The sequence below is a fragment of the Gluconobacter sp. OJB genome, from assembly GCF_039638275.1.
GTDB lineage: Bacteria > Pseudomonadota > Alphaproteobacteria > Acetobacterales > Acetobacteraceae > Gluconobacter > Gluconobacter cerevisiae.
On sequence record NZ_JBDIWH010000001.1, the window covers coordinates 2,670,543 to 2,688,391 of the forward strand.

Annotated in this window: 31 protein-coding genes; all 31 read left to right on the forward strand. The window is 56.8% G+C overall.

Annotated elements, in window-relative coordinates; all coding sequences use genetic code 11:
• The first annotated feature begins 107 nt into the window (after positions 1-107).
• The 31 genes from tuf to ABDK74_RS12535 all read left to right on the forward strand — a co-directional run bounded on the left by tuf (position 108) and on the right by ABDK74_RS12535 (position 17,817).
• Entirely contained in the window at positions 108-1,298 is a 1,191-nt protein-coding gene (gene tuf, locus ABDK74_RS12385; protein ID WP_194254957.1) for an elongation factor Tu, read from the forward strand.
• Between the two features lie 120 nt (positions 1,299-1,418).
• Complete coding sequence (rpsJ, locus tag ABDK74_RS12390) at positions 1,419-1,727, forward strand: 30S ribosomal protein S10 (protein ID WP_007282720.1); 309 nt, start codon at positions 1,419-1,421, stop codon at positions 1,725-1,727.
• Between the two features lie 10 nt (positions 1,728-1,737).
• On the forward strand, positions 1,738-2,421 hold the full coding sequence (gene rplC, locus ABDK74_RS12395; protein WP_041110841.1) for a 50S ribosomal protein L3: 684 nt from the start codon (positions 1,738-1,740) through the stop codon (positions 2,419-2,421).
• An 11-nt stretch (positions 2,422-2,432) separates the two neighbouring features.
• Positions 2,433-3,047: a 50S ribosomal protein L4 gene (rplD, locus tag ABDK74_RS12400; RefSeq protein WP_062029295.1), complete on the forward strand. Its 615-nt coding sequence runs from the start codon at positions 2,433-2,435 to the stop codon at positions 3,045-3,047.
• A gap of 41 nt (positions 3,048-3,088) precedes the next feature.
• Complete coding sequence (locus ABDK74_RS12405) at positions 3,089-3,385, forward strand: 50S ribosomal protein L23 (protein ID WP_194255033.1); 297 nt, start codon at positions 3,089-3,091, stop codon at positions 3,383-3,385.
• 16 nt (positions 3,386-3,401) lie between these two features.
• Complete coding sequence (gene rplB, locus ABDK74_RS12410) at positions 3,402-4,232, forward strand: 50S ribosomal protein L2 (RefSeq protein ID WP_099286917.1); 831 nt, start codon at positions 3,402-3,404, stop codon at positions 4,230-4,232.
• 16 nt (positions 4,233-4,248) lie between these two features.
• Positions 4,249-4,527 (forward strand): 30S ribosomal protein S19, encoded by a 279-nt coding sequence (gene rpsS / locus ABDK74_RS12415; RefSeq protein ID WP_011251962.1) that lies wholly within the window; start codon positions 4,249-4,251, stop codon positions 4,525-4,527.
• 2 nt (positions 4,528-4,529) lie between these two features.
• A complete protein-coding gene (gene rplV, locus ABDK74_RS12420) occupies positions 4,530-4,958 on the forward strand; it encodes a 50S ribosomal protein L22 (RefSeq protein ID WP_346004027.1) in 429 nt (142 codons plus the stop codon).
• Between the two features lie 3 nt (positions 4,959-4,961).
• Entirely contained in the window at positions 4,962-5,639 is a 678-nt protein-coding gene (gene rpsC / locus ABDK74_RS12425; protein WP_011251960.1) for a 30S ribosomal protein S3, read from the forward strand.
• A 57-nt stretch (positions 5,640-5,696) separates the two neighbouring features.
• Positions 5,697-6,113, forward strand: coding sequence for a 50S ribosomal protein L16 (gene rplP, locus ABDK74_RS12430; RefSeq protein ID WP_011251959.1), 417 nt, complete (start codon positions 5,697-5,699; stop codon positions 6,111-6,113).
• Entirely contained in the window at positions 6,113-6,346 is a 234-nt protein-coding gene (gene rpmC, locus ABDK74_RS12435; RefSeq protein ID WP_062029304.1) for a 50S ribosomal protein L29, read from the forward strand. Before rplP ends, rpmC begins: the two co-directional genes overlap by 1 nt.
• Before the next feature lie 13 nt (positions 6,347-6,359).
• Positions 6,360-6,632 (forward strand): 30S ribosomal protein S17, encoded by a 273-nt coding sequence (gene rpsQ, locus ABDK74_RS12440; protein ID WP_062029305.1) that lies wholly within the window; start codon positions 6,360-6,362, stop codon positions 6,630-6,632.
• A gap of 12 nt (positions 6,633-6,644) precedes the next feature.
• Positions 6,645-7,013 (forward strand): 50S ribosomal protein L14, encoded by a 369-nt coding sequence (gene rplN, locus ABDK74_RS12445; RefSeq protein WP_011251956.1) that lies wholly within the window; start codon positions 6,645-6,647, stop codon positions 7,011-7,013.
• Positions 7,013-7,333, forward strand: a complete 321-nt coding sequence (rplX, locus tag ABDK74_RS12450) for a 50S ribosomal protein L24 (protein WP_086648726.1) — start codon at positions 7,013-7,015, stop codon at positions 7,331-7,333. Before rplN ends, rplX begins: the two co-directional genes overlap by 1 nt.
• Before the next feature lie 11 nt (positions 7,334-7,344).
• Positions 7,345-7,908: a 50S ribosomal protein L5 gene (gene rplE / locus ABDK74_RS12455; RefSeq protein WP_194254954.1), complete on the forward strand. Its 564-nt coding sequence runs from the start codon at positions 7,345-7,347 to the stop codon at positions 7,906-7,908.
• Between the two features lie 132 nt (positions 7,909-8,040).
• Positions 8,041-8,346, forward strand: coding sequence for a 30S ribosomal protein S14 (gene rpsN / locus ABDK74_RS12460; RefSeq protein ID WP_194254952.1), 306 nt, complete (start codon positions 8,041-8,043; stop codon positions 8,344-8,346).
• Positions 8,347-8,358: 12 nt separating this feature from the next.
• Complete coding sequence (rpsH, locus tag ABDK74_RS12465; protein WP_011251952.1) at positions 8,359-8,757, forward strand: 30S ribosomal protein S8; 399 nt, start codon at positions 8,359-8,361, stop codon at positions 8,755-8,757.
• A 10-nt stretch (positions 8,758-8,767) separates the two neighbouring features.
• Positions 8,768-9,304 (forward strand): 50S ribosomal protein L6, encoded by a 537-nt coding sequence (rplF, locus tag ABDK74_RS12470; protein ID WP_346004028.1) that lies wholly within the window; start codon positions 8,768-8,770, stop codon positions 9,302-9,304.
• Positions 9,304-9,666, forward strand: coding sequence for a 50S ribosomal protein L18 (gene rplR / locus ABDK74_RS12475; protein ID WP_011251950.1), 363 nt, complete (start codon positions 9,304-9,306; stop codon positions 9,664-9,666). Before rplF ends, rplR begins: the two co-directional genes overlap by 1 nt.
• 12 nt (positions 9,667-9,678) lie before the next feature.
• Positions 9,679-10,254 carry a 30S ribosomal protein S5 gene (rpsE, locus tag ABDK74_RS12480; RefSeq protein ID WP_194254947.1) on the forward strand — a complete coding sequence of 192 codons (576 nt, stop codon included), beginning with the start codon at positions 9,679-9,681 and terminating at the stop codon, positions 10,252-10,254.
• On the forward strand, positions 10,247-10,435 hold the full coding sequence (gene rpmD, locus ABDK74_RS12485) for a 50S ribosomal protein L30 (RefSeq protein WP_194254946.1): 189 nt from the start codon (positions 10,247-10,249) through the stop codon (positions 10,433-10,435). The genes rpsE and rpmD overlap by 8 nt, the downstream gene beginning before the upstream one ends.
• Position 10,436: 1 nt before the next feature.
• Positions 10,437-10,925, forward strand: a complete 489-nt coding sequence (gene rplO / locus ABDK74_RS12490) for a 50S ribosomal protein L15 (RefSeq protein ID WP_194254945.1) — start codon at positions 10,437-10,439, stop codon at positions 10,923-10,925.
• 97 nt (positions 10,926-11,022) lie between these two features.
• Positions 11,023-12,396 carry a preprotein translocase subunit SecY gene (gene secY / locus ABDK74_RS12495; RefSeq protein WP_346004029.1) on the forward strand — a complete coding sequence of 458 codons (1,374 nt, stop codon included), beginning with the start codon at positions 11,023-11,025 and terminating at the stop codon, positions 12,394-12,396.
• Positions 12,393-12,974 (forward strand): adenylate kinase, encoded by a 582-nt coding sequence (locus ABDK74_RS12500; RefSeq protein WP_346004030.1) that lies wholly within the window; start codon positions 12,393-12,395, stop codon positions 12,972-12,974. The genes secY and ABDK74_RS12500 overlap by 4 nt, the downstream gene beginning before the upstream one ends.
• A gap of 216 nt (positions 12,975-13,190) precedes the next feature.
• Complete coding sequence (rpsM, locus tag ABDK74_RS12505) at positions 13,191-13,568, forward strand: 30S ribosomal protein S13 (RefSeq protein WP_062029339.1); 378 nt, start codon at positions 13,191-13,193, stop codon at positions 13,566-13,568.
• Positions 13,569-13,625: 57 nt separating this feature from the next.
• Positions 13,626-14,018, forward strand: coding sequence for a 30S ribosomal protein S11 (gene rpsK, locus ABDK74_RS12510; RefSeq protein WP_011251943.1), 393 nt, complete (start codon positions 13,626-13,628; stop codon positions 14,016-14,018).
• 132 nt (positions 14,019-14,150) lie between these two features.
• Positions 14,151-15,170, forward strand: a complete 1,020-nt coding sequence (locus ABDK74_RS12515) for a DNA-directed RNA polymerase subunit alpha (protein WP_011251942.1) — start codon at positions 14,151-14,153, stop codon at positions 15,168-15,170.
• A 27-nt stretch (positions 15,171-15,197) separates the two neighbouring features.
• A complete protein-coding gene (rplQ, locus tag ABDK74_RS12520; protein WP_194254942.1) occupies positions 15,198-15,620 on the forward strand; it encodes a 50S ribosomal protein L17 in 423 nt (140 codons plus the stop codon).
• Positions 15,621-15,956: 336 nt separating this feature from the next.
• Complete coding sequence (locus ABDK74_RS12525; protein WP_346004031.1) at positions 15,957-17,267, forward strand: MFS transporter; 1,311 nt, start codon at positions 15,957-15,959, stop codon at positions 17,265-17,267.
• A gap of 116 nt (positions 17,268-17,383) precedes the next feature.
• Complete coding sequence (locus ABDK74_RS12530; RefSeq protein ID WP_346004032.1) at positions 17,384-17,584, forward strand: hypothetical protein; 201 nt, start codon at positions 17,384-17,386, stop codon at positions 17,582-17,584.
• A gap of 62 nt (positions 17,585-17,646) precedes the next feature.
• Positions 17,647-17,817, forward strand: coding sequence for a DUF1328 domain-containing protein (locus tag ABDK74_RS12535; protein ID WP_007282750.1), 171 nt, complete (start codon positions 17,647-17,649; stop codon positions 17,815-17,817).
• The last annotated feature ends 32 nt before the right edge of the window (positions 17,818-17,849 follow it).

A 17,849-nucleotide genomic window follows, 5' to 3' on the forward strand; every position in this document is an offset into this window, starting at 1 on the left:
GGTTAAAGGGCTTCCGGCAGTGTTGCGATCTCGGGATCGTGCACTGACCGGTTTGAACTTTCAGTCTTACTCCCGTTCCAGGTGGAGCGGGGTTTTGGAGAAAGACGATGGCAAAGGCTAAATTTGAGCGGACGAAGCCGCACTGCAACATCGGCACCATCGGTCACGTCGATCACGGCAAGACCTCGCTGACTGCTGCAATCACCAAGGTGCTGGCAAAGACCGGCGGCGCAACGTTCAGCGCCTACGACCAGATCGACAAGGCTCCTGAAGAGCGCGCACGTGGCATCACCATTTCCACGGCTCACGTCGAGTACGAGACGGCCAACCGTCACTATGCTCACGTCGACTGCCCGGGCCATGCTGACTACGTGAAGAACATGATCACGGGTGCAGCTCAGATGGACGGCGCGATCCTGGTCGTGTCCGCAGCTGACGGTCCGATGCCGCAGACGCGCGAGCACATCCTGCTTGCACGTCAGGTCGGCGTTCCGGCTCTGGTTGTGTTCCTGAACAAGGTCGATCAGGTTGATGATCCGGAGCTGCTCGAGCTCGTGGAAATGGAAGTTCGCGAACTTCTGTCTTCCTACCAGTTCCCGGGCGACGATATCCCCATCGTCAAGGGCTCTGCTCTTGTGACGCTGGAAGATGGCGACGCAGCAATCGGTGAAGACCGCGTTCTCGAGCTGATGACGCAGGTTGATGCCTACATCCCGCAGCCGGAGCGTCCGGTTGACCGTCCGTTCCTGATGCCGATCGAAGACGTGTTCTCGATCTCGGGTCGTGGCACGGTTGTTACGGGTCGTGTCGAGCGCGGCGTTGTCAACGTTGGCGACGAAGTCGAGATCATCGGCCTGAAGGACACCATTAAGACGACCGTTACGGGCGTTGAGATGTTCCGCAAGCTGCTCGATCGCGGTGAAGCTGGTGACAACATCGGTGCACTGGTTCGTGGCACGAAGCGTGAAGACGTCGAGCGTGGCCAGGTTCTGGCAAAGCCGGGTTCCATCACGCCGCACAAGAACTTCAAGGCTGAGGCTTACATCCTCACGAAGGAAGAGGGCGGTCGTCATACGCCGTTCTTCACGAACTATCGCCCGCAGTTCTATTTCCGTACGACCGACGTCACCGGCGTCGTGACGCTGCCGGAAGGCACGGAAATGGTCATGCCGGGTGATAACGTTGCCATGGACGTGGAGCTGATCGCTCCGATCGCCATGGACGAAGGCCTGCGCTTCGCGATCCGCGAAGGTGGCCGTACCGTGGGTGCCGGTGTGGTTTCTTCCATCACCGCCTAAAGTCCTGCGTTTAGCTGTTGGCTTTGACAGCCCCGGTCAGATTTTTTCTGACCGGGGTTCCCTTTCAGGGGCAATGGCAGTAGGACGACACCCGAATTTTTGAGTTGGACGAACAAGAACATGGACAACCAGAACATCCGCATTCGCCTTAAGGCGTACGATCATCGCGTGCTGGACAACAGCACCAAAGAGATCGTAAACACGGCGAAGCGTACGGGTGCGCGGGTTCGGGGTCCGATCCCGCTGCCGACGCATATCGAACGGTTCACGGTGAACCGCTCGCCACACGTGGATAAGAAAAGCCGCGAACAGTTCGAAATTCGGACTCACCGCCGGCTGCTCGACATTGTCGAGCCGACCCCGCAGACCGTGGACGCCCTCATGAAGCTCGACCTCGCCGCTGGCGTGGACGTCGAGATCAAACTCTAAGGTCCAGACGATGCGAACCGGATTGATTGCAAAGAAGCTGGGAATGACCCGGCTGTTTAAGGAAGATGGCACGCATGTGCCTGTGACGGTCCTTCACCTTGACAATGTCGAGGTTGTGGATGCCCGCACGAACGAGCGCGATGGCTATACTGCCATTCAGCTCGGACTTGGTAATGCCAAGGTGAAGAATGTCACCAAGGCGAACCGTGGCCATTTCGCCCGGACCAAGGTCGAGCCAAAAAAGCATCTGGCAGAGTTCCGCGTCTCTGAAGACGCCCTGCTGGAAGCTGGAACCAAGCTGTCCGCTGCTCACTTCGTTGTGGGGCAGAAAGTTGACGTCACGGGCCAGAGCAAGGGCAAGGGTTTTGCGGGTGTTATGAAACGTCATAACTTCGCAGGTCTCGAAGCGTCCCACGGCGTCTCCATCAGCCACCGTTCCCATGGTTCTACAGGCCAGCGCCAGGATCCTGGCAAGGTCTTCAAGGGAAAGAAGATGGCAGGTCACATGGGTGACGAGCGTGTTACCACGCTGAACCTTGAGATCGCTGCCGTGGATGAAGAGCGCAACCTGATCATGGTCAGGGGTGCAATTCCTGGTGCGAAGAACGGCCTTGTGCTGATTCGCGATGCAATCAAGAAGGCTCGCCATGCTGATGCGCCGTACCCGGCAGCAACAGTGGCGGCCGCCGGTTGAGGACGAGGGGCATGGAATACGATATCAAGACCCTCGATAATGGTAGCGCAGGCTCTGTCGCGCTTCCGGAAGAGATTTTCGCGGTCACTCCGCGCTCGGACATCATGGCGCGTGTTGTGCACTGGCAGCTCGCAAAGCGCCGTGCCGGTACGCACCGGACCAAGGGCATGGGTGAAGTTTCTGGCACGACCAAGAAGCCTTTCCGTCAGAAGGGCACGGGTTCTGCCCGTCAGGGCTCTCTGCGTGCACCGCAGTTCCGTACGGGTGGCGTTGTTCATGGTCCGGTCGTTCGCGATCACGGCTATGACCTTCCCAAGAAGGTCCGTCGTCTGGGCCTGATTTGCGCCCTGTCACAGAAGGCTGCCGAGGGCAAGCTGATCGTTCTCGATGCAGCCAACGGTGTCACTAAGACCCGTGAAGCCGCAGCGAAGATCAAGGCTCTGGGCTGGACGTCCGCGCTGATCGTTGATGGCGCTGTTGACGAGCAGTTCGCTCGCGCAATCGCCAATCTGCCGAAGATCGACGTTCTGCCGACCATTGGTGCAAACGTCTACGACATCCTCAACCACGACGTGCTGGTCATCACCCGCGCCGGTCTTGAGGGTCTTAAGGAGCGTCTGGCATGACCACCAATACCGTCATGAACGCACACAAGACTGCACAGAACATGTCTCAGGAAACCCTGTATGACGTGATCCGTGCACCGCTGATCACCGAAAAGGCTACGCTTCTCTCCGAGCGTAACCAAGTGGTGTTCAAGGTCGCTCCTGGTGCGACGAAGCCTCAGATCAAGGTCGCGGTTGAGAAGCTCTTCAATGTAAAGGTGACCGGCGTGAGCACGCTGGTCCAGAAGGGTAAAGTCAAGCGCGTCAAAGGTCGTCCCGGCCGTCGCTCGGACATCAAGAAGGCGTATGTACAGCTTGCTGAAGGTCAGTCCATTGACCTTACAGCCAAGCTGGGCTGACGCGGGGTAGGATACCATGGCACTCAAGCACTTTAATCCCACGACGCCGAGCACACGCGGCACCGTGCTGATTGATCGTAGCGAGCTCTTCAAGGGCAAGCCGATCAAGCAGCTGACGGAAGGCAAGAACAAGTCCGGCGGCCGTAACAATCACGGTCGTACGACAGTTCGTTTCCGTGGCGGCGGGCACAAGCAGTCCTATCGTTATGTCGATTTCAAGCGTCGCAAGTTCGATGTGGCCGCTACGGTCGAGCGTCTCGAATACGATCCGAACCGCACGGCATTCATTGCGCTGATCAAGTATGAAGATGGCGAACTCGCCTACATCCTTGCTCCGCAGCGCGTGAAGGTTGGCGATCGCGTCATCTCCGGCGCCCACACGGACGTCAAGCCTGGCAACGCCATGCCGCTGGGTGCAATGCCGGTCGGAACGATCGTGCATAACATCGAGCTGAAGCAGGGCGCCGGCGGCAAGCTGGCCCGTTCAGCTGGCACATATGCGCAGCTCGTCGGCAAGGATGCTGGCTATGCGCAGATCAAGCTGCAGTCCGGTGAGCTGCGTCTTGTTCGTGGTGAATGCATGGCAACCGTCGGTGCCGTGTCCAACCCGGACAACATGAACCAGCACATGGGCAAGGCCGGTCGTTCGCGCTGGCTCGGACGTCGTCCGCATAACCGTGGCGTTGTCATGAACCCGGTTGACCATCCGCATGGTGGTGGTGAAGGTCGGACCTCTGGTGGCCGTCACCCGGTTACACCGTGGGGTGTTCCGACCAAGGGTTACAAGACGCGTGTTAACAAAAAGACGGATAGCCTGATCATCCGTCGCCGTAAGTCCGGCAAGTAAGAGGGGGCAAACAGAGATGGCACGTTCCGTCTGGAAGGGCCCGTTCGTTGACGGGTATCTGTTCGGCAAGGCCGAAGCGTCGCGCGCTTCGGGTCGTAATGAAGTGATCAAAATCTGGTCGCGTCGTTCGACGATCCTTCCGCAGTTCGTTGGACTTACGTTCGGCGTCTATAATGGTCACAAGTTCCTGCCAGTGCAGGTCACGGAGAACATGGTCGGTCACAAGTTCGGTGAGTTCTCACCGACACGGACCTACACCGGTCATGGCTCTGACAAGAAGTCGAAGCGGGGCTGAAAATGAGCAAGCCAAAGCATATCCGCACGCTTGCTGACACGGAAGCGCAGGCTATTGCCCGCAACATCCGCGTCAGCCCGCAAAAGCTGAACCTGGTTGCGGCGATGATCCGCAACCAGCCGGCTGACAAGGCTATCGCCGCTCTTGCCTTCTCGCGTCGTCGTATCGCGCAGCAGGTCAAGAAGACTCTTGAGAGCGCCGTGGCCAACGCTGAGAACAACCACCAGCTCGACGTCGATCAGCTGGTGGTCAAGACTGCAGAAGTCGGCAAGTCCATTGTCATGAAGCGTTTTCACGCACGTGGCCGTGGTCGCTCTTCTCAGATCCAGAAGTTCTTCAGCCACCTGAAGATTGTTGTTGCCGAGCGTGCGGAAGCACCGGAAGAGACGAAGCCGTCTCGCGCAACCAACAAAGAGCAGAAGGCAGCCTGATCCATGGGACACAAGGTCAATCCGATCGGGCTTCGGCTCGGCGTCAACCGTACCTGGGACAGCCGCTGGTACGCTGGTCAAGATTATGCACGTCTGCTGCATGAAGATCTGAAGCTTCGCGCGTTCCTGCGTCGCAAGCTGTCCGGCGCAGGCGTGTCCCGCGTTGTTATCGAGCGTCCGGCAAAGAAGCCCCGCGTGACGATCTACGCTGCCCGTCCGGGCGTCGTGATCGGCAAGAAGGGCCAGGACATCGACGCGCTCCGCAAGGAACTGAGCCGTATGGCGAAGACCGACGTGGCGCTGAACATTGTCGAGATCCGTAAGCCGGAAATCGATGCCACTCTCGTTGCCGAGAATATCGCTCAGCAGCTGGAGCGTCGCGTTGCGTTCCGTCGTGCCATGAAGCGTGCGATCCAGTCCGCAATGCGTCTGGGTGCCCAGGGCATCCGGATCACCTGTGGTGGTCGTCTGGGTGGTGCTGAAATCGCTCGTGCAGAAAAGTATCGTGAGGGACGCGTTCCCCTGCATACGCTTCGCGCCGATATCGATTACGGTACGGCAACTGCCAAGACAACGTATGGTACCTGCGGTGTGAAGGTATGGATCTTCAAGGGTGAGATCCTGGCTCATGACCCGTTGGCACAGGATCGTCGTGCTGCGGAGCAGGCTCCCCAGCGCTAAGACTGTGAGCGAAAGCTCACAGTTCCTTTGCTGGTGCTGATTTGAGGATTTAACAACATGCTTTCCCCGAAGCGGACAAAGTTTCGTAAGGCCCACAAGGGCCGCATTCACGGTCTGGCGAAAAGCGGAACCCAGCTGAACTTCGGTGCCTTCGGCCTGAAGGCGCTGGAGCCGGAGCGGATTACCGCTCGCCAAATCGAAGCCTCCCGTCGTGCGATCACGCGTGCCATGAAGCGTGCCGGTCGTGTGTGGATTCGTATCTTTCCGGATACTCCGGTCTCGACAAAGCCTGCAGAAGTGCGTATGGGCTCCGGTAAGGGTAACCCCGAGTACTGGGCCGCACGTGTCAAGCCGGGTCGTATCCTGTTCGAGATCGAAGGCGTTCCGCCTGAGGTTGCCAAGCTGGCCCTGAGTCTGGGGGCTGCAAAGCTTCCGATCAAGACCAAGTTCGTTCAGCGTATCGGAGACGCGTAATGGCCGACACGTACAAGCCTGCCGATCTGCGTGCGAAGAGTGAAGATGAGCTGAATGCTCTTCTGCTCGACCTCAAGCGCGAACAGATCAACCACCGTTTTTCGGCTGCCACGGGGCAGTCGGAGAACACAAGCCGCGTCAAGGTCGTGCGCCGTGCAGTAGCACGTATCAAGACACTGGCTCACACATCGAAGAACCGTGCGGGCGCCAAAACGTCCGCCGCTAAGTCCTGAGAGGAGACGGACGATGCCAAGGCGCGTCCTGACGGGTCGGGTCACGAGCGATAAGATGGACAAGACGGTTACCGTTCTTGTTGATCGTCGCATCATGCACCCACTCTACAAGAAGTTTATTCGCCGCTCCAAAAAGTATGCGGCTCATGACGAAGAAAACGTTTGCCAGACGGGTGATCTGGTTCGCATTGAAGAATGCGCACCAATCTCCAAGCGCAAGACGTGGTCTGTCGTGTCGCGCAACGGAGAGGAGCTGGCTTCAGCATCCTCTTCCGTCAGCGCATAAGGGGGTAGGCACATGATTCATCCCGAGACCAACCTTGACGTTGCCGACAATTCCGGTGCGCGTCGGGTGCAGTGCATCAAGGTGCTGGGCGGCTCCAAGCGGAAGACTGCCTCGGTCGGCGACGTCATTGTCGTGTCCGTCAAGGAAGCAATTCCTCGCGGCAAGGTTAAGAAAGGTGACGTCCATCAGGCCGTTATCGTTCGCACCTCCTACCCGGTTCGTCGTGCAGATGGCTCCGCCATCCGCTTCGATAAAAATGCCGCTGTTCTTCTGAACAAGCAGCAGGAGCCGATTGGTACGCGTATCTTTGGTCCGGTGGTTCGTGAACTGCGCGCGCGCAAGTTCATGAAGATCATCTCGCTGGCTCCGGAGGTGCTGTAATGGCTGCTCGTATCAAGAAGGGTGACCAGGTTCTGGTCCTCTCCGGCAAGTCCCGTGGCGTTCGCGGCGAAGTTCTCGCTGTGATGCCGAAGGCCGAGAAGGCTGTTGTGCGCGGCGTGGCTATTGCCAAGCGTCACACGAAGCCCAACCGCACAGGCGGCGAAGGTGGAATCATCGAGCGCGAAATGCCGATCCATCTGTCCAACCTGAAGCTGGTTGATCCAAAGAGTGGCAAGCCGACGCGTGTTGGTTTCCGCATTCTGGAAGACGGTCGCAAGGTTCGTGTTGCCAAGGCAACCGGCGAAGTGATCGAAGGCTGAGGAACGCAACAATGAGCGAACATAAGAACGCTTTGCCGCGTCTGCACCAGCGCTACGAAGAACTGCTCAAGAAGCAGCTCCGTGAGCAGTTCGGTTATGCTAACGAACTCCAGGTTCCCAAGCTCGAAAAGATCGTGCTGAACATGGGTGTTGGCGAAGCCGCTGGTGACCAGAAGAAGCTTGATGCTGCTTTTGCGGAAATGACCGTGATTTCGGGTCAGAAGCCTGTCAAAACCCTTGCTCGCAAGGCTATTGCTGGCTTTAAGATCCGCGAAGGTCTGCCCATCGGCTGCAAGGTCACGCTTCGTCGTGCCCGGATGTACGAATTTCTTGACCGTCTGGTGACGATCGCCATGCCACGTATCCGCGATTTCCGCGGTCTGCCGGCAAACAAAGGCTTTGATGGACATGGCAATTTTGCCATGGGTATCAAGGAACAGATCGTGTTTCCTGAAATCGAATATGACAAAATCGATGCCGTCCGCGGCATGGACATCATCTTCGTGACCAGCGCCAAGTCTGATGCTGAAGCAAAGGCCCTGCTGAAGGCCTTTGATCTGCCGTTCAACGGCTGATCAATAATTTTTCAGACCGATCACGGTTAAAATCAGGATTCGGCCTTCCATTGGAAGGCCGCTTTCCTTTATAGACACGCTGATTGGAAAACCGTCGGGATAGGCCTGACAGGTTCCGGGAGAAAATTCGAGATGGCGAAGGTCTCAGCGGTAAACCGTAATAACCATCGTGCTGACTTAGTGAAGCGCGATAAGGAAAAGCGGACCGCTCTCAAGAACATCATCAAGGATCGTACACTGTCGGTTGAAGACCGCTTTGATGCGACCCTTAAGCTGGCCCAGATGCCACGCAATGGATCCGCGACACGCGTCCGTCTGCGTTGTAAGCTTTCTGGTCGCCCCCGTGCCAACTATCGCAAGTTCGAACTGAGCCGTATTGCTCTGCGCGATCTTGCCTCCGCCGGCCAGATTCCTGGCATGGTCAAGTCGAGCTGGTAAAGGGTAGATCGAATGTCTTTGTCTGATCCACTGGGCGATATGCTGACCCGGATCCGCAATGCGCAGCGTGCCCGTCATGCTGTCTGCGTTGCGCCTGCATCCAAGCTGCGCGCAAGCGTTCTGGAAGCTCTCAAGCGTGAAGGCTACATCCGTGGTTTCGCTGCTGAAGAGCTCCGCAAGGGTGTCGCACAGCTCCGTATCGAGCTGAAGTATGTAGAAGGCCAGCCGGTCATCAAGGAAATCCATCGCGTTTCCAAGCCCGGCCGTCGCGTCTACTCGAAGATCAAGGAACTTCCGCGCGTTTATGCCGGCCTTGGTGTGTCGATCCTGTCCACCCCGCGTGGCGTCCTGTCGGACGTCGAGGCTCGCGCTGCCAACGTTGGCGGCGAGGTCCTCTGCCGCGTCTTCTAAGGAGGATCGCATGTCTCGCGTAGGTAAATACCCCGTCGAAGTTCCGGCTGGCGTGCAGGTTTCCGTTGCTGATGGCATCTTTAAAGCCAAAGGCAAGCTCGGTGAGCTGAGCGTTCCGGTTTCCCGTCATGTGGAAGTCAAGATTGACGGTAGCAATGTTTCCGTTGCTCCTATCGGTCGTCGCTCTCGCGAAAACTGGACCATGTGGGGAACCACCCGCGCCCTGATCGCCAATACGGTCAAGGGTGTGTCGGACGGCTTCACCAAAGGGCTTGAAATTCAGGGTACGGGTTTCCGTGCCGCTGTTCAGGGCTCTAACTTGGTGATGAACCTCGGCTTCTCGCACGATGTTGTCTATCCGATCCCGGAAGGCATCAAGATCACCACTCCGCGTCCGACCGCAATTGTTGTTGAAGGTAATGACAAGCAGCGCGTTGGTCAGGTTGCGCTCGATATTCGCAGCTTCCGTAAGCCTGAACCTTATAAAGGTAAGGGTGTTCGGTACGAGACCGAGGTTCTGCGTCGTAAGGAAGGTAAGAAGAAGTAATGGCATCGCAGCAAGGATTGCAGGAACGCCGCCGCCAGCGGCTGCGTTTCCAGCTTCGTCGCAAGAGCGGCGGCCGGCCGCGTTTGTCGGTCTTTCGTTCCAGCAAGCATATTCATGCCCAGATCATCGACGATGCACAGGGCCGTACGCTCGCCAGCGCATCTACGCTGGAAAAGACGCTTCGCGATGCTGGCAAGACCGGCGCGGACGTCTCTGCAGCGACAGTGATCGGCAAGCTGATTGCCGAGCGTGGCGTTGCGGCTGGCGTCAAGACCGTCGTGTTCGACCGCGGCTCTTATCTGTATCATGGCCGGGTCAAAGCCCTGGCAGAGGCTGCCCGTGAGGGCGGACTCTCGTTCTAAGGAGGATCACACATGGCACGTGAGCCAAGAGAAGGCGGCCGTGGTGGTCGTGAGCGCGAGCAGGGCGATGATCTGGTCGACAAGCTCGTCACCATCAACCGTGTTGCCAAAGTCGTAAAGGGTGGTCGCCGTTTTGCGTTTGCTGCCCTCGTTGTTGTCGGTGACCAGAAGGGGCGCGTTGGTTACGGAGCGGGCAAGGCCCGTGAAGTTCCCGAGGCAATCCGCAAAGCAACCGAGCGTGCAAAGCGCACGATGATCCGCGTGCCGATGAAGGAGGGTCGTACCCTTCATCATGACACTTTCGGTCACTACGGTGCTGGCAAGGTTGTCGTCCGTGCGGCTGAAGCCGGTACGGGTATCATTGCCGGTGGTCCGATGCGTGCAGTGTTCGAAAGCCTTGGCGTCAATGACGTTGTGGCCAAGAGCCTGGGAACGCGGAATCCGCACAATATGATCAAGGCTACGTTTGCTGCGCTCGAAAAGGCCAGCAGCCCGCGTCATGTTGCGTCTCGTCGCGGCAAGAAAGCTGCTGAACTGTTTGGTAAGCGCGAGCAGGGCCAGACAGAAGCGGAGGCAGCAAATGGCTGAGAATGGCAAGACCGTTCAGGTTACGCAGATCGCTTCGGTCATCGGTCGCAAACCGGGCCAGGCTGGGACCATCACTGGTCTCGGTCTGCGTGGAATTGGTTCCACGCGTACGCTGGAGGACACTCCGGCCGTGCGTGGAATGATCCGCAAGGTTGCCCACCTCATCAAGGTGGAGGATTGAAATGAACCTCAACGAACTGCGTGACAACGAGGGTTCTCGTTATCGCAAGAAGCGTCTTGGACGTGGCATCGGGTCCGGTAAGGGCAAGACGTCAGGCCGCGGCGTCAAGGGTCAGAAAGCTCGTGAAGGCGTTTCGCTCAACGGCTTCGAAGGTGGTCAGCTTCCGCTGTACCGTCGTATGCCGAAGCGCGGCTTTGTGAACATTTTCCGCAAGGAATATGCTCCGGTGAATCTCGGCGCGATCTCCAAGGCCATTGAAAGCGGAAAGCTGGATAAGGCTGCAACCGTTACTGAAGAGACCCTCCGTCAGGCTGGTCTGGTCAACGGAAGCAAGCTGGCCGGTGTCCGTCTTCTTGCCCATGGCGAACTTTCGCATGGCGTGACCATCGAAGTTGCTGGCGCTTCTGCTGCTGCTCTGGCAGCCGTCGAGAAAGCTGGTGGTACTGTCAAGGTACTCGAGACCAAGAAGGAAGTTCAGGCTGAGGCCTGAGTTATCTTCTCCCGGGCCTTGCCTGGGTTAGGGTTGGATAGTGAACAGCGTCCCGTGCTTATGTGCGGTGGCGCTGTTTTCATGAAAGGACAGGTGGATGGCTTCCGCAGCAGAGCAGCTCGCCGCCAATCTCAATATGAGTTCGTTTTCTAAGGCGACCGAACTCAAAAAGCGTATCTGGTTCACACTTGGTGCGTTGATTGTCTATCGGCTTGGCACCTACATTCCGGTTCCCGGTGTCGATGCGACCGTGATGGGGCAGCTTCTTGCCCAGCATCAGGGTGGCATTCTGGGAATGTTTGACATGTTCACTGGTGGTGCGCTTGGGCGTATGACTGTGTTCGCGTTGAATATTATGCCGTATATCAGTGCTTCGATCATCATCCAGCTTCTTTCAACGGCGCTTCCGTCCATGGAAGCGATGAAGAAAGAAGGTGAGGCAGGTCGTAAGAAGCTTAATCAATATACGCGCTATCTTACGGTCTTTATTGCCCTTTTTCAGGCTTATGGCATCGCTGTTGGTCTGGAAAACATGACGGCACATGGTGCGAACGCTGTGGTGGCTCCCGGTGTCTTCTTCATCATATCCTGTGTCGTAACGCTTGTTGGCGGCACGATGTTTTTGATGTGGCTGGGCGAGCAGATTACGTCCAGAGGCGTCGGAAACGGGATTTCCCTCATCATCTTTGCAGGCATTGTCGCCAATCTACCAAATGCTCTAGCCAGTCTTTTTGAACTCGGACGGACAGGCGCGCTTTCACCCATTTTCGTGGTGATTTTCCTTGTTCTGGCGATTGCCGTTATCGGCTTTATCGTCTTCATGGAGCAAGCACAGCGCCGTGTTGTGATTCAGTATCCGAAGCGTCAGGTTGGAAACCGTATTTTCGGTGGTGACTCTACCCATATGCCGCTGAAGGTGAATACCGCCGGCGTAATCCCACCGATCTTCGCATCATCCGTGCTGCTGATTCCAGTGACGATCTCCGGTTTTATGAACGGACATTCGATGCCGGGATGGCTGTCCATTCTGGGGCAACAACTCGGACAGGGACAGCCGCTTTACATGCTGTTCTATGCGGCGATGATCCTGTTCTTCTCCTATTTCTACGCGGCGATTACGTTTAATCCCGAAGAAACAGCAGAAAACCTACGCAAACAGGGTGGGTTCATTCCAGGCATCCGGCCAGGTGCGAGTACAGCGACGTATTTCGACAAGATCCTGTCTCGTCTGACAGCGATCGGCGCGTTGTATTTGGTCTTGGTCTGTCTTTTGCCGCAGATCCTGATCAGCAAATATAATGTCCCCTTCTATTTTGGTGGCACCAGCCTGATCATTATCGTCTCGGTCACGATTGATACAGTCACACAGATTCAGTCTCATCTGGTGGCTCATCAGTATTCTGGACTGATCCGCAAACAACGCAGTCGCGGAAGCCGTGGCGGTCTACAAGGGGGCACGAGACGTCGATGAACATCATTCTTCTTGGACCTCCCGGAGCAGGTAAAGGCACGCAGGCCAAGCGGCTTGAAGCCCTTTACGGTTTCAAGCAGATCTCAACTGGCGATATGCTGCGTGCCGAAGTGGCTGCGGGTTCGCCAATCGGCAACGAAGCCAAAGCGATTATGGAGCAGGGACAGTTTGTCCCTGATCCCATCATTGTCACAATGATCCAGAACCGTATCGCACAGCCGGACTGCCAGCGTGGATTTATCCTCGATGGCTTCCCCAGGACCGAAAGCCAAGCTGAGGCCCTGGACGCCATGCTGTCTCAGCGTGATCTGACAATCGGTGCGGTCATTCTTCTGGATGTGAACGAAGACGAACTTGTAGACCGTATCGCCAGTCGTAGGGGCGAGGACGGAACCCGGCGTCCGGACGACAACCCCGAGGTTGTTCGCGCGCGTCTTGACGTTTATCGCAAGCAGACCGCTCCTATCCTTCCTTATTATGAGAAGGCAGGACGACTGCTTCATGTTGATGGCATGAAAGACGTTGAAAGCGTTGGCAAAGAGCTTGATGCCATCGTTACGGGCGCCGTAAAAAACTGAGTTTCACGATGAGATCACGAAAAAGTGATCTCTATTATTTGACTCAGGTAGGGTGAGCAGTCTATTGCGCGCCCTCGACATAGGTGTAGCCAGACCGTCTAGACGTCTTCCGGAATCGGTTGACGGCAGATGTGGCTGCAAGATCATCGACCTGGCTATGGCCGGGGATATAACAGTCTGAGGCGGCTTCGAGCCGCTTCAATAGGAGTAACAGGCGTGGCACGTATTGCCGGCGTAAACATTCCGACCAACAAGCGGGTCGTCATTGCCCTGCGTTATGTCTATGGCATTGGTCCGGCGACAGCGCAGTCCATCTGCAGCAAGCTCGAAATCCCCGATGCAAAGCGCGTCAACGAGCTGTCTGACGATGAGATCGTCAAGATCCGCGAACTGATCGATTCCGAACTGCGCGTCGAAGGTGACCTTCGTCGTGAAACCGCAATGAACATCAAGCGTCTGATGGACCTCGGTTGCTACCGCGGCCTTCGTCACCGTCGTGGCCTGCCGGTCCGCGGTCAGCGTACGCACACCAACGCCCGCACCCGTAAGGGCAAGGCTGTGGCGATTGCAGGTAAGAAGAAGGTTACGCGCTAATCCGCGCCTGATTTTTTTCATCGACGTTTTGCTTAAACTTTTAGGACGACCTCTCTCATGGCGAAGGCCGCTGCTCCGCGTATCCGTAAAAAGGAACGCAAGAATATCATTTCCGGTGTTGCTCACGTGCTCTCCACGTTCAACAACACCATGATCACCATTTCTGACGCACAGGGCAACGCGATTGCCTGGTCGTCGTCGGGTGCGCAGGGCTTTAAAGGCTCCCGTAAGTCCACGCCGTATGCTGCTCAGGTCGCCGCAGAAGATGCAGGCCGCAAGGCACGCGAGCATGGCATGGAAACGCTTGAGATCGAGGTCTCCGGTCCGGGTTCGGGGCGTGAAAGCGCACTTCGTGCCCTTCAGGCCGTAGGGTTTAACATTACGTCCATCCGCGACATGACGCCCGTGCCGCACAATGGCTGCCGTCCCCGGAAGCGTCGTCGCGTCTGAGTGATGCTGTGCTGCGTATCGCGTGCGATACGCAGCATCTGTAAGTGATTGCATCTTTTACCGCACCGCTGGTGCGGGCCCAGGTGCCGCCAATTTCCCTTGGCGTGCTTCGTTGTTTGAAAGGCCACGACCTTGGTTCTCCAGAAAAACTGGCAGTCCCTCATCAAGCCGGAGAAGCTTGAAGTCGAGCCCGGACCGGTTGCCTCGCGCATCGCCACTGTCGTGGCCGAGCCTCTGGAACGCGGCTTCGGCATGACGCTTGGCAATGCACTGCGTCGTATTCTCCTGTCGTCGCTGCAGGGCGCTGCCGTGACCGCCATCCAGATCGATGGCGTGCTGCATGAGTTCTCCGCCGTACCGGGTGTGCGCGAAGACGTCACGGACATCGTCCTGAACGTCAAGCAGCTTGCTCTTCGCATGCATGGTGAAGGCCCCAAGCGCATGATCCTGACGGCCACTGGCCCGGGTGAAGTGACGGCTGGCCAGATCCAGGCAGGTCATGACATCGAGATCATGAATCCTGATCTCGTGATCTGCACGCTCGATGACGGCGTCAAGCTCGGCATGGAATTCACCGTCAATATGGGCAAGGGCTATGTTGCAGCAGCAGCAAACCGTCCGGAAGATGCTCCGATTGGCCTGATTCCCATCGATGCGATCTATTCGCCGGTGCGTCGGGTTTCTTACAAAATCGAGCAGACGCGTGTTGGTCAGGTCACTGACTATGACAAGCTGCTGCTGACGGTCGAGACCAACGGTGCGGTGACGCCTGAAGACAGCCTGGCTCTTGCGGCTCGGATTCTTCAGGACCAGCTGCAGCTGTTCATCAACTTCGATGAGCCGCGTCCGGTCCAGCATGAAGAACCGCAGGATGACCTGCCGTTCAACCGCAATCTTCTTCGCAAGGTTGACGAACTTGAGCTTTCGGTGCGTAGCGCCAACTGCCTCAAGAACGACAACATTGTTTACATTGGCGATCTGGTGCAGAAGTCCGAACAGGAAATGCTCCGTACGCCTAATTTCGGGCGCAAGTCGCTCAACGAGATCAAGGAAGTTCTCACCGGTATGGGGCTGTCGCTCGGCATGAGCGTCCCAGCCTGGCCGCCCGAGAACATCGAGGATCTGGCCAAGCGTCTCGACGAGACGTTCTGAGAACTTTCAAGGTAAGGAAAACTAGCAATGCGTCATGGTGTGAGCGGGCGTAAGCTCAATGTCACCTCTTCTCACCGCGCTGCCATGTTCCGCAACATGGCCGTGGCTCTCATCAAGCACGAGCAGATCACGACGACGCTGCCGAAGGCGAAAGAACTTCGCCCGGTCGTCGAAAAGCTGATCACACTCGGCAAGCGTGGCGACCTGCACGCCCGTCGTCAGGCATTCGCGCAGCTGCGTGACGATGCCGTCGTGACGAAGCTGTTCTCGGCTGTGGCCGAGCGTTACAAGGGACGTGCCGGTGGCTACTCCCGCGTTCTGAAGGCTGGCGTGCGTTATGGCGACAATGCCGATATGGCCGTGATCGAACTGATCGATCGCGATGTCACCGCCAAGGGCCAGGACAGCGGACCGAAGCAGAATGTTGCCGAGGAGCAGGAAGCCGCCTGAGGCTCCTGTTCTGAAGCATTAAAAAAGGCCGGGACAGGAATGTCCCGGCCTTTTTTGATTCGTGGTTTCTTGGTCACGCAAGTGTGTGATATGCAGGCAGCACTCTTTGCAGAATCTTTCCTGTCTCTTTCGGAGGCAGTCTGAATTTCCGTTCCTTCACAAGGAGCGGTTTCTCCCTTTTGAAGAATGTTCCGTCGTTCTTCTCATAGGGTCTGCATCATTCTGAGAAACAGGCCCGAGCACTCTCGTAGGGCCTGCCACGACGCATCGAATATGTATCCTGGCAATGAGGTCCGGATGGGTTCGTGATGCGTCCAGCGTTTGGAGAGCGTTATAATGTCTGAATCTTCCCCTCCAAAACATGGGTTGGCGGAAACCCTTGGAATACCCAGAGCCCTCTTCTGGGCGTTCGTGGGGCAGCTCCTGTTCATGGTCGGCGATGGTGTGGAGGCGGGGTATCTCGATACCTACATGCTTCATCACGGCCATACGCAGGGTTTCGTGAATGAAATGTTCACTTTCTATGGCATCACCGTGATGATCGCCGCCTGGTTCTCTGGGCCGCTTTCTGATCTCATGGGGCCAAAGAAAGTTATGTGGCTTGGTCTTATTTTATGGACCATCCTTGAAATTGGTTTTCTGTCTCTTGGGCTGGGACCAAATAGCGGACCCATGATCCTGCTGTTCTATACGTTGCGAGGGTTTGCATACCCGCTGTTTGCGTATGGTTTCCTTGTTTGGATCGCGGCCGCTACGCCAACCGCCATGCTGGGTTCCGCTGCGGGCTGGTTCTGGTTCTCATTTTCTGCAGGTCTCCCCACTCTGGGATCGCAGTTCGCACGATTTGCCATTCCCGCAATCGGTGAGCTTCGCACTTTCTGGTGTTCGCTTGGGCTTGTGATTCTGGGCGGCCTTGTTGCGCTGCTGTTCACGCATGAGCCTACAGGCAAAAAGCGTCTTCTGCCGGATCATATCCCGACCAAAGACATTTTCTTTGGCTCCATGAGCATCATGTGGCGCGAGCCGAAGACGCTGATTGCCGGTATCGTCCGTGTGATTGATACGTCTTCAGAATATGCGTTCCTTGCGATCATGCCCGCGTTTTTTGTGGATCATCTCGGGTTTTCCCTTGCCCAGTGGCTGAACCTCCTGTCGCTTATTTTCCTGAGCAACATCCTGTTCAATCTCGTCTCGGGCATGGTGGCCGATACGCTGGGACACCGGTTTGTCGTGGCGGTTTTTGGTGGGATTGGTGGTTTCGTAGCTATTCCGCTGTTCTATTATGTGCCTTTCTGGTTCCCGGGGAATTTCTGGGCTGTGGCTGCAGCAGGAATTTTCTATGGCGCAACGGTCGCGGCTTTCGTGCCGCTGTCTGGCCTCATGCCACAGATCTGCCCGCGTGAGAAAGCGGCTGCGCTCTCCATTCTTGGTCTGGGTGCCGGGGCATCCACATGGGTTGGACCAGCTGTTGTCGCTGGCTGTGAGGCGGTTTTCGGACCGGGCATGCAGTATGTGATCTGGACGTTTGCAGCGATCTATCTGCTGTCCGCTGGAATGACGATGGCTTTGACTATCTCCCCCGAAGCGCAGCGCTATAATGAAGAAGCCGCACGCCGGGGCGAGGACGCTCCTGCTGTCGGCCACTGAGTGGACGCCCTGATTTAGGGCATTCATTCGTCGCTCTGACGATGTAAAGGAAAAGGCAGTCCGCTACCGGGCTGCCTTTTCTGCGTTGGGAGAATGTCATGTCAGGGGAAAGACCTATGGACGCCAGTCTGGAACGTTTGCGGGAGGATGCCGATGGGTGTTCCGGGAAAGGCATTCTGGGAACAAAACTCTCTCGGGCGGCAAGAGAAACGGAAGCACTTGTCAGTGATCTGATGGTGGATCAGCCGCTGTTCTGGCTTCTGGCAGCATCTTTTATAGGTTTTTTGTTGGGAAAACGTCTTGTAAGGAAAAATTAAACTTCCGCAGCTGCGTGACGTTACGACATGACCACGAACTCTTGTCCAAGGGGACCACCGTCATGCTGCACTATGCGATTGTTTTCTTCATTATTTCCATCATTGCCGGTGTTTTCGGCTTTTCAGGCATCTCTGCCGCTACAGCAGGCATTGCCAAGCTGTTTTTCATTATCTTCCTGGTTCTGGCGGTGCTGGCCATTCTCGCAGGTGTTGCGGGACTGCACGCACTCTAATCGCCTGATACAAGGCTGATACGAAAAGGGCG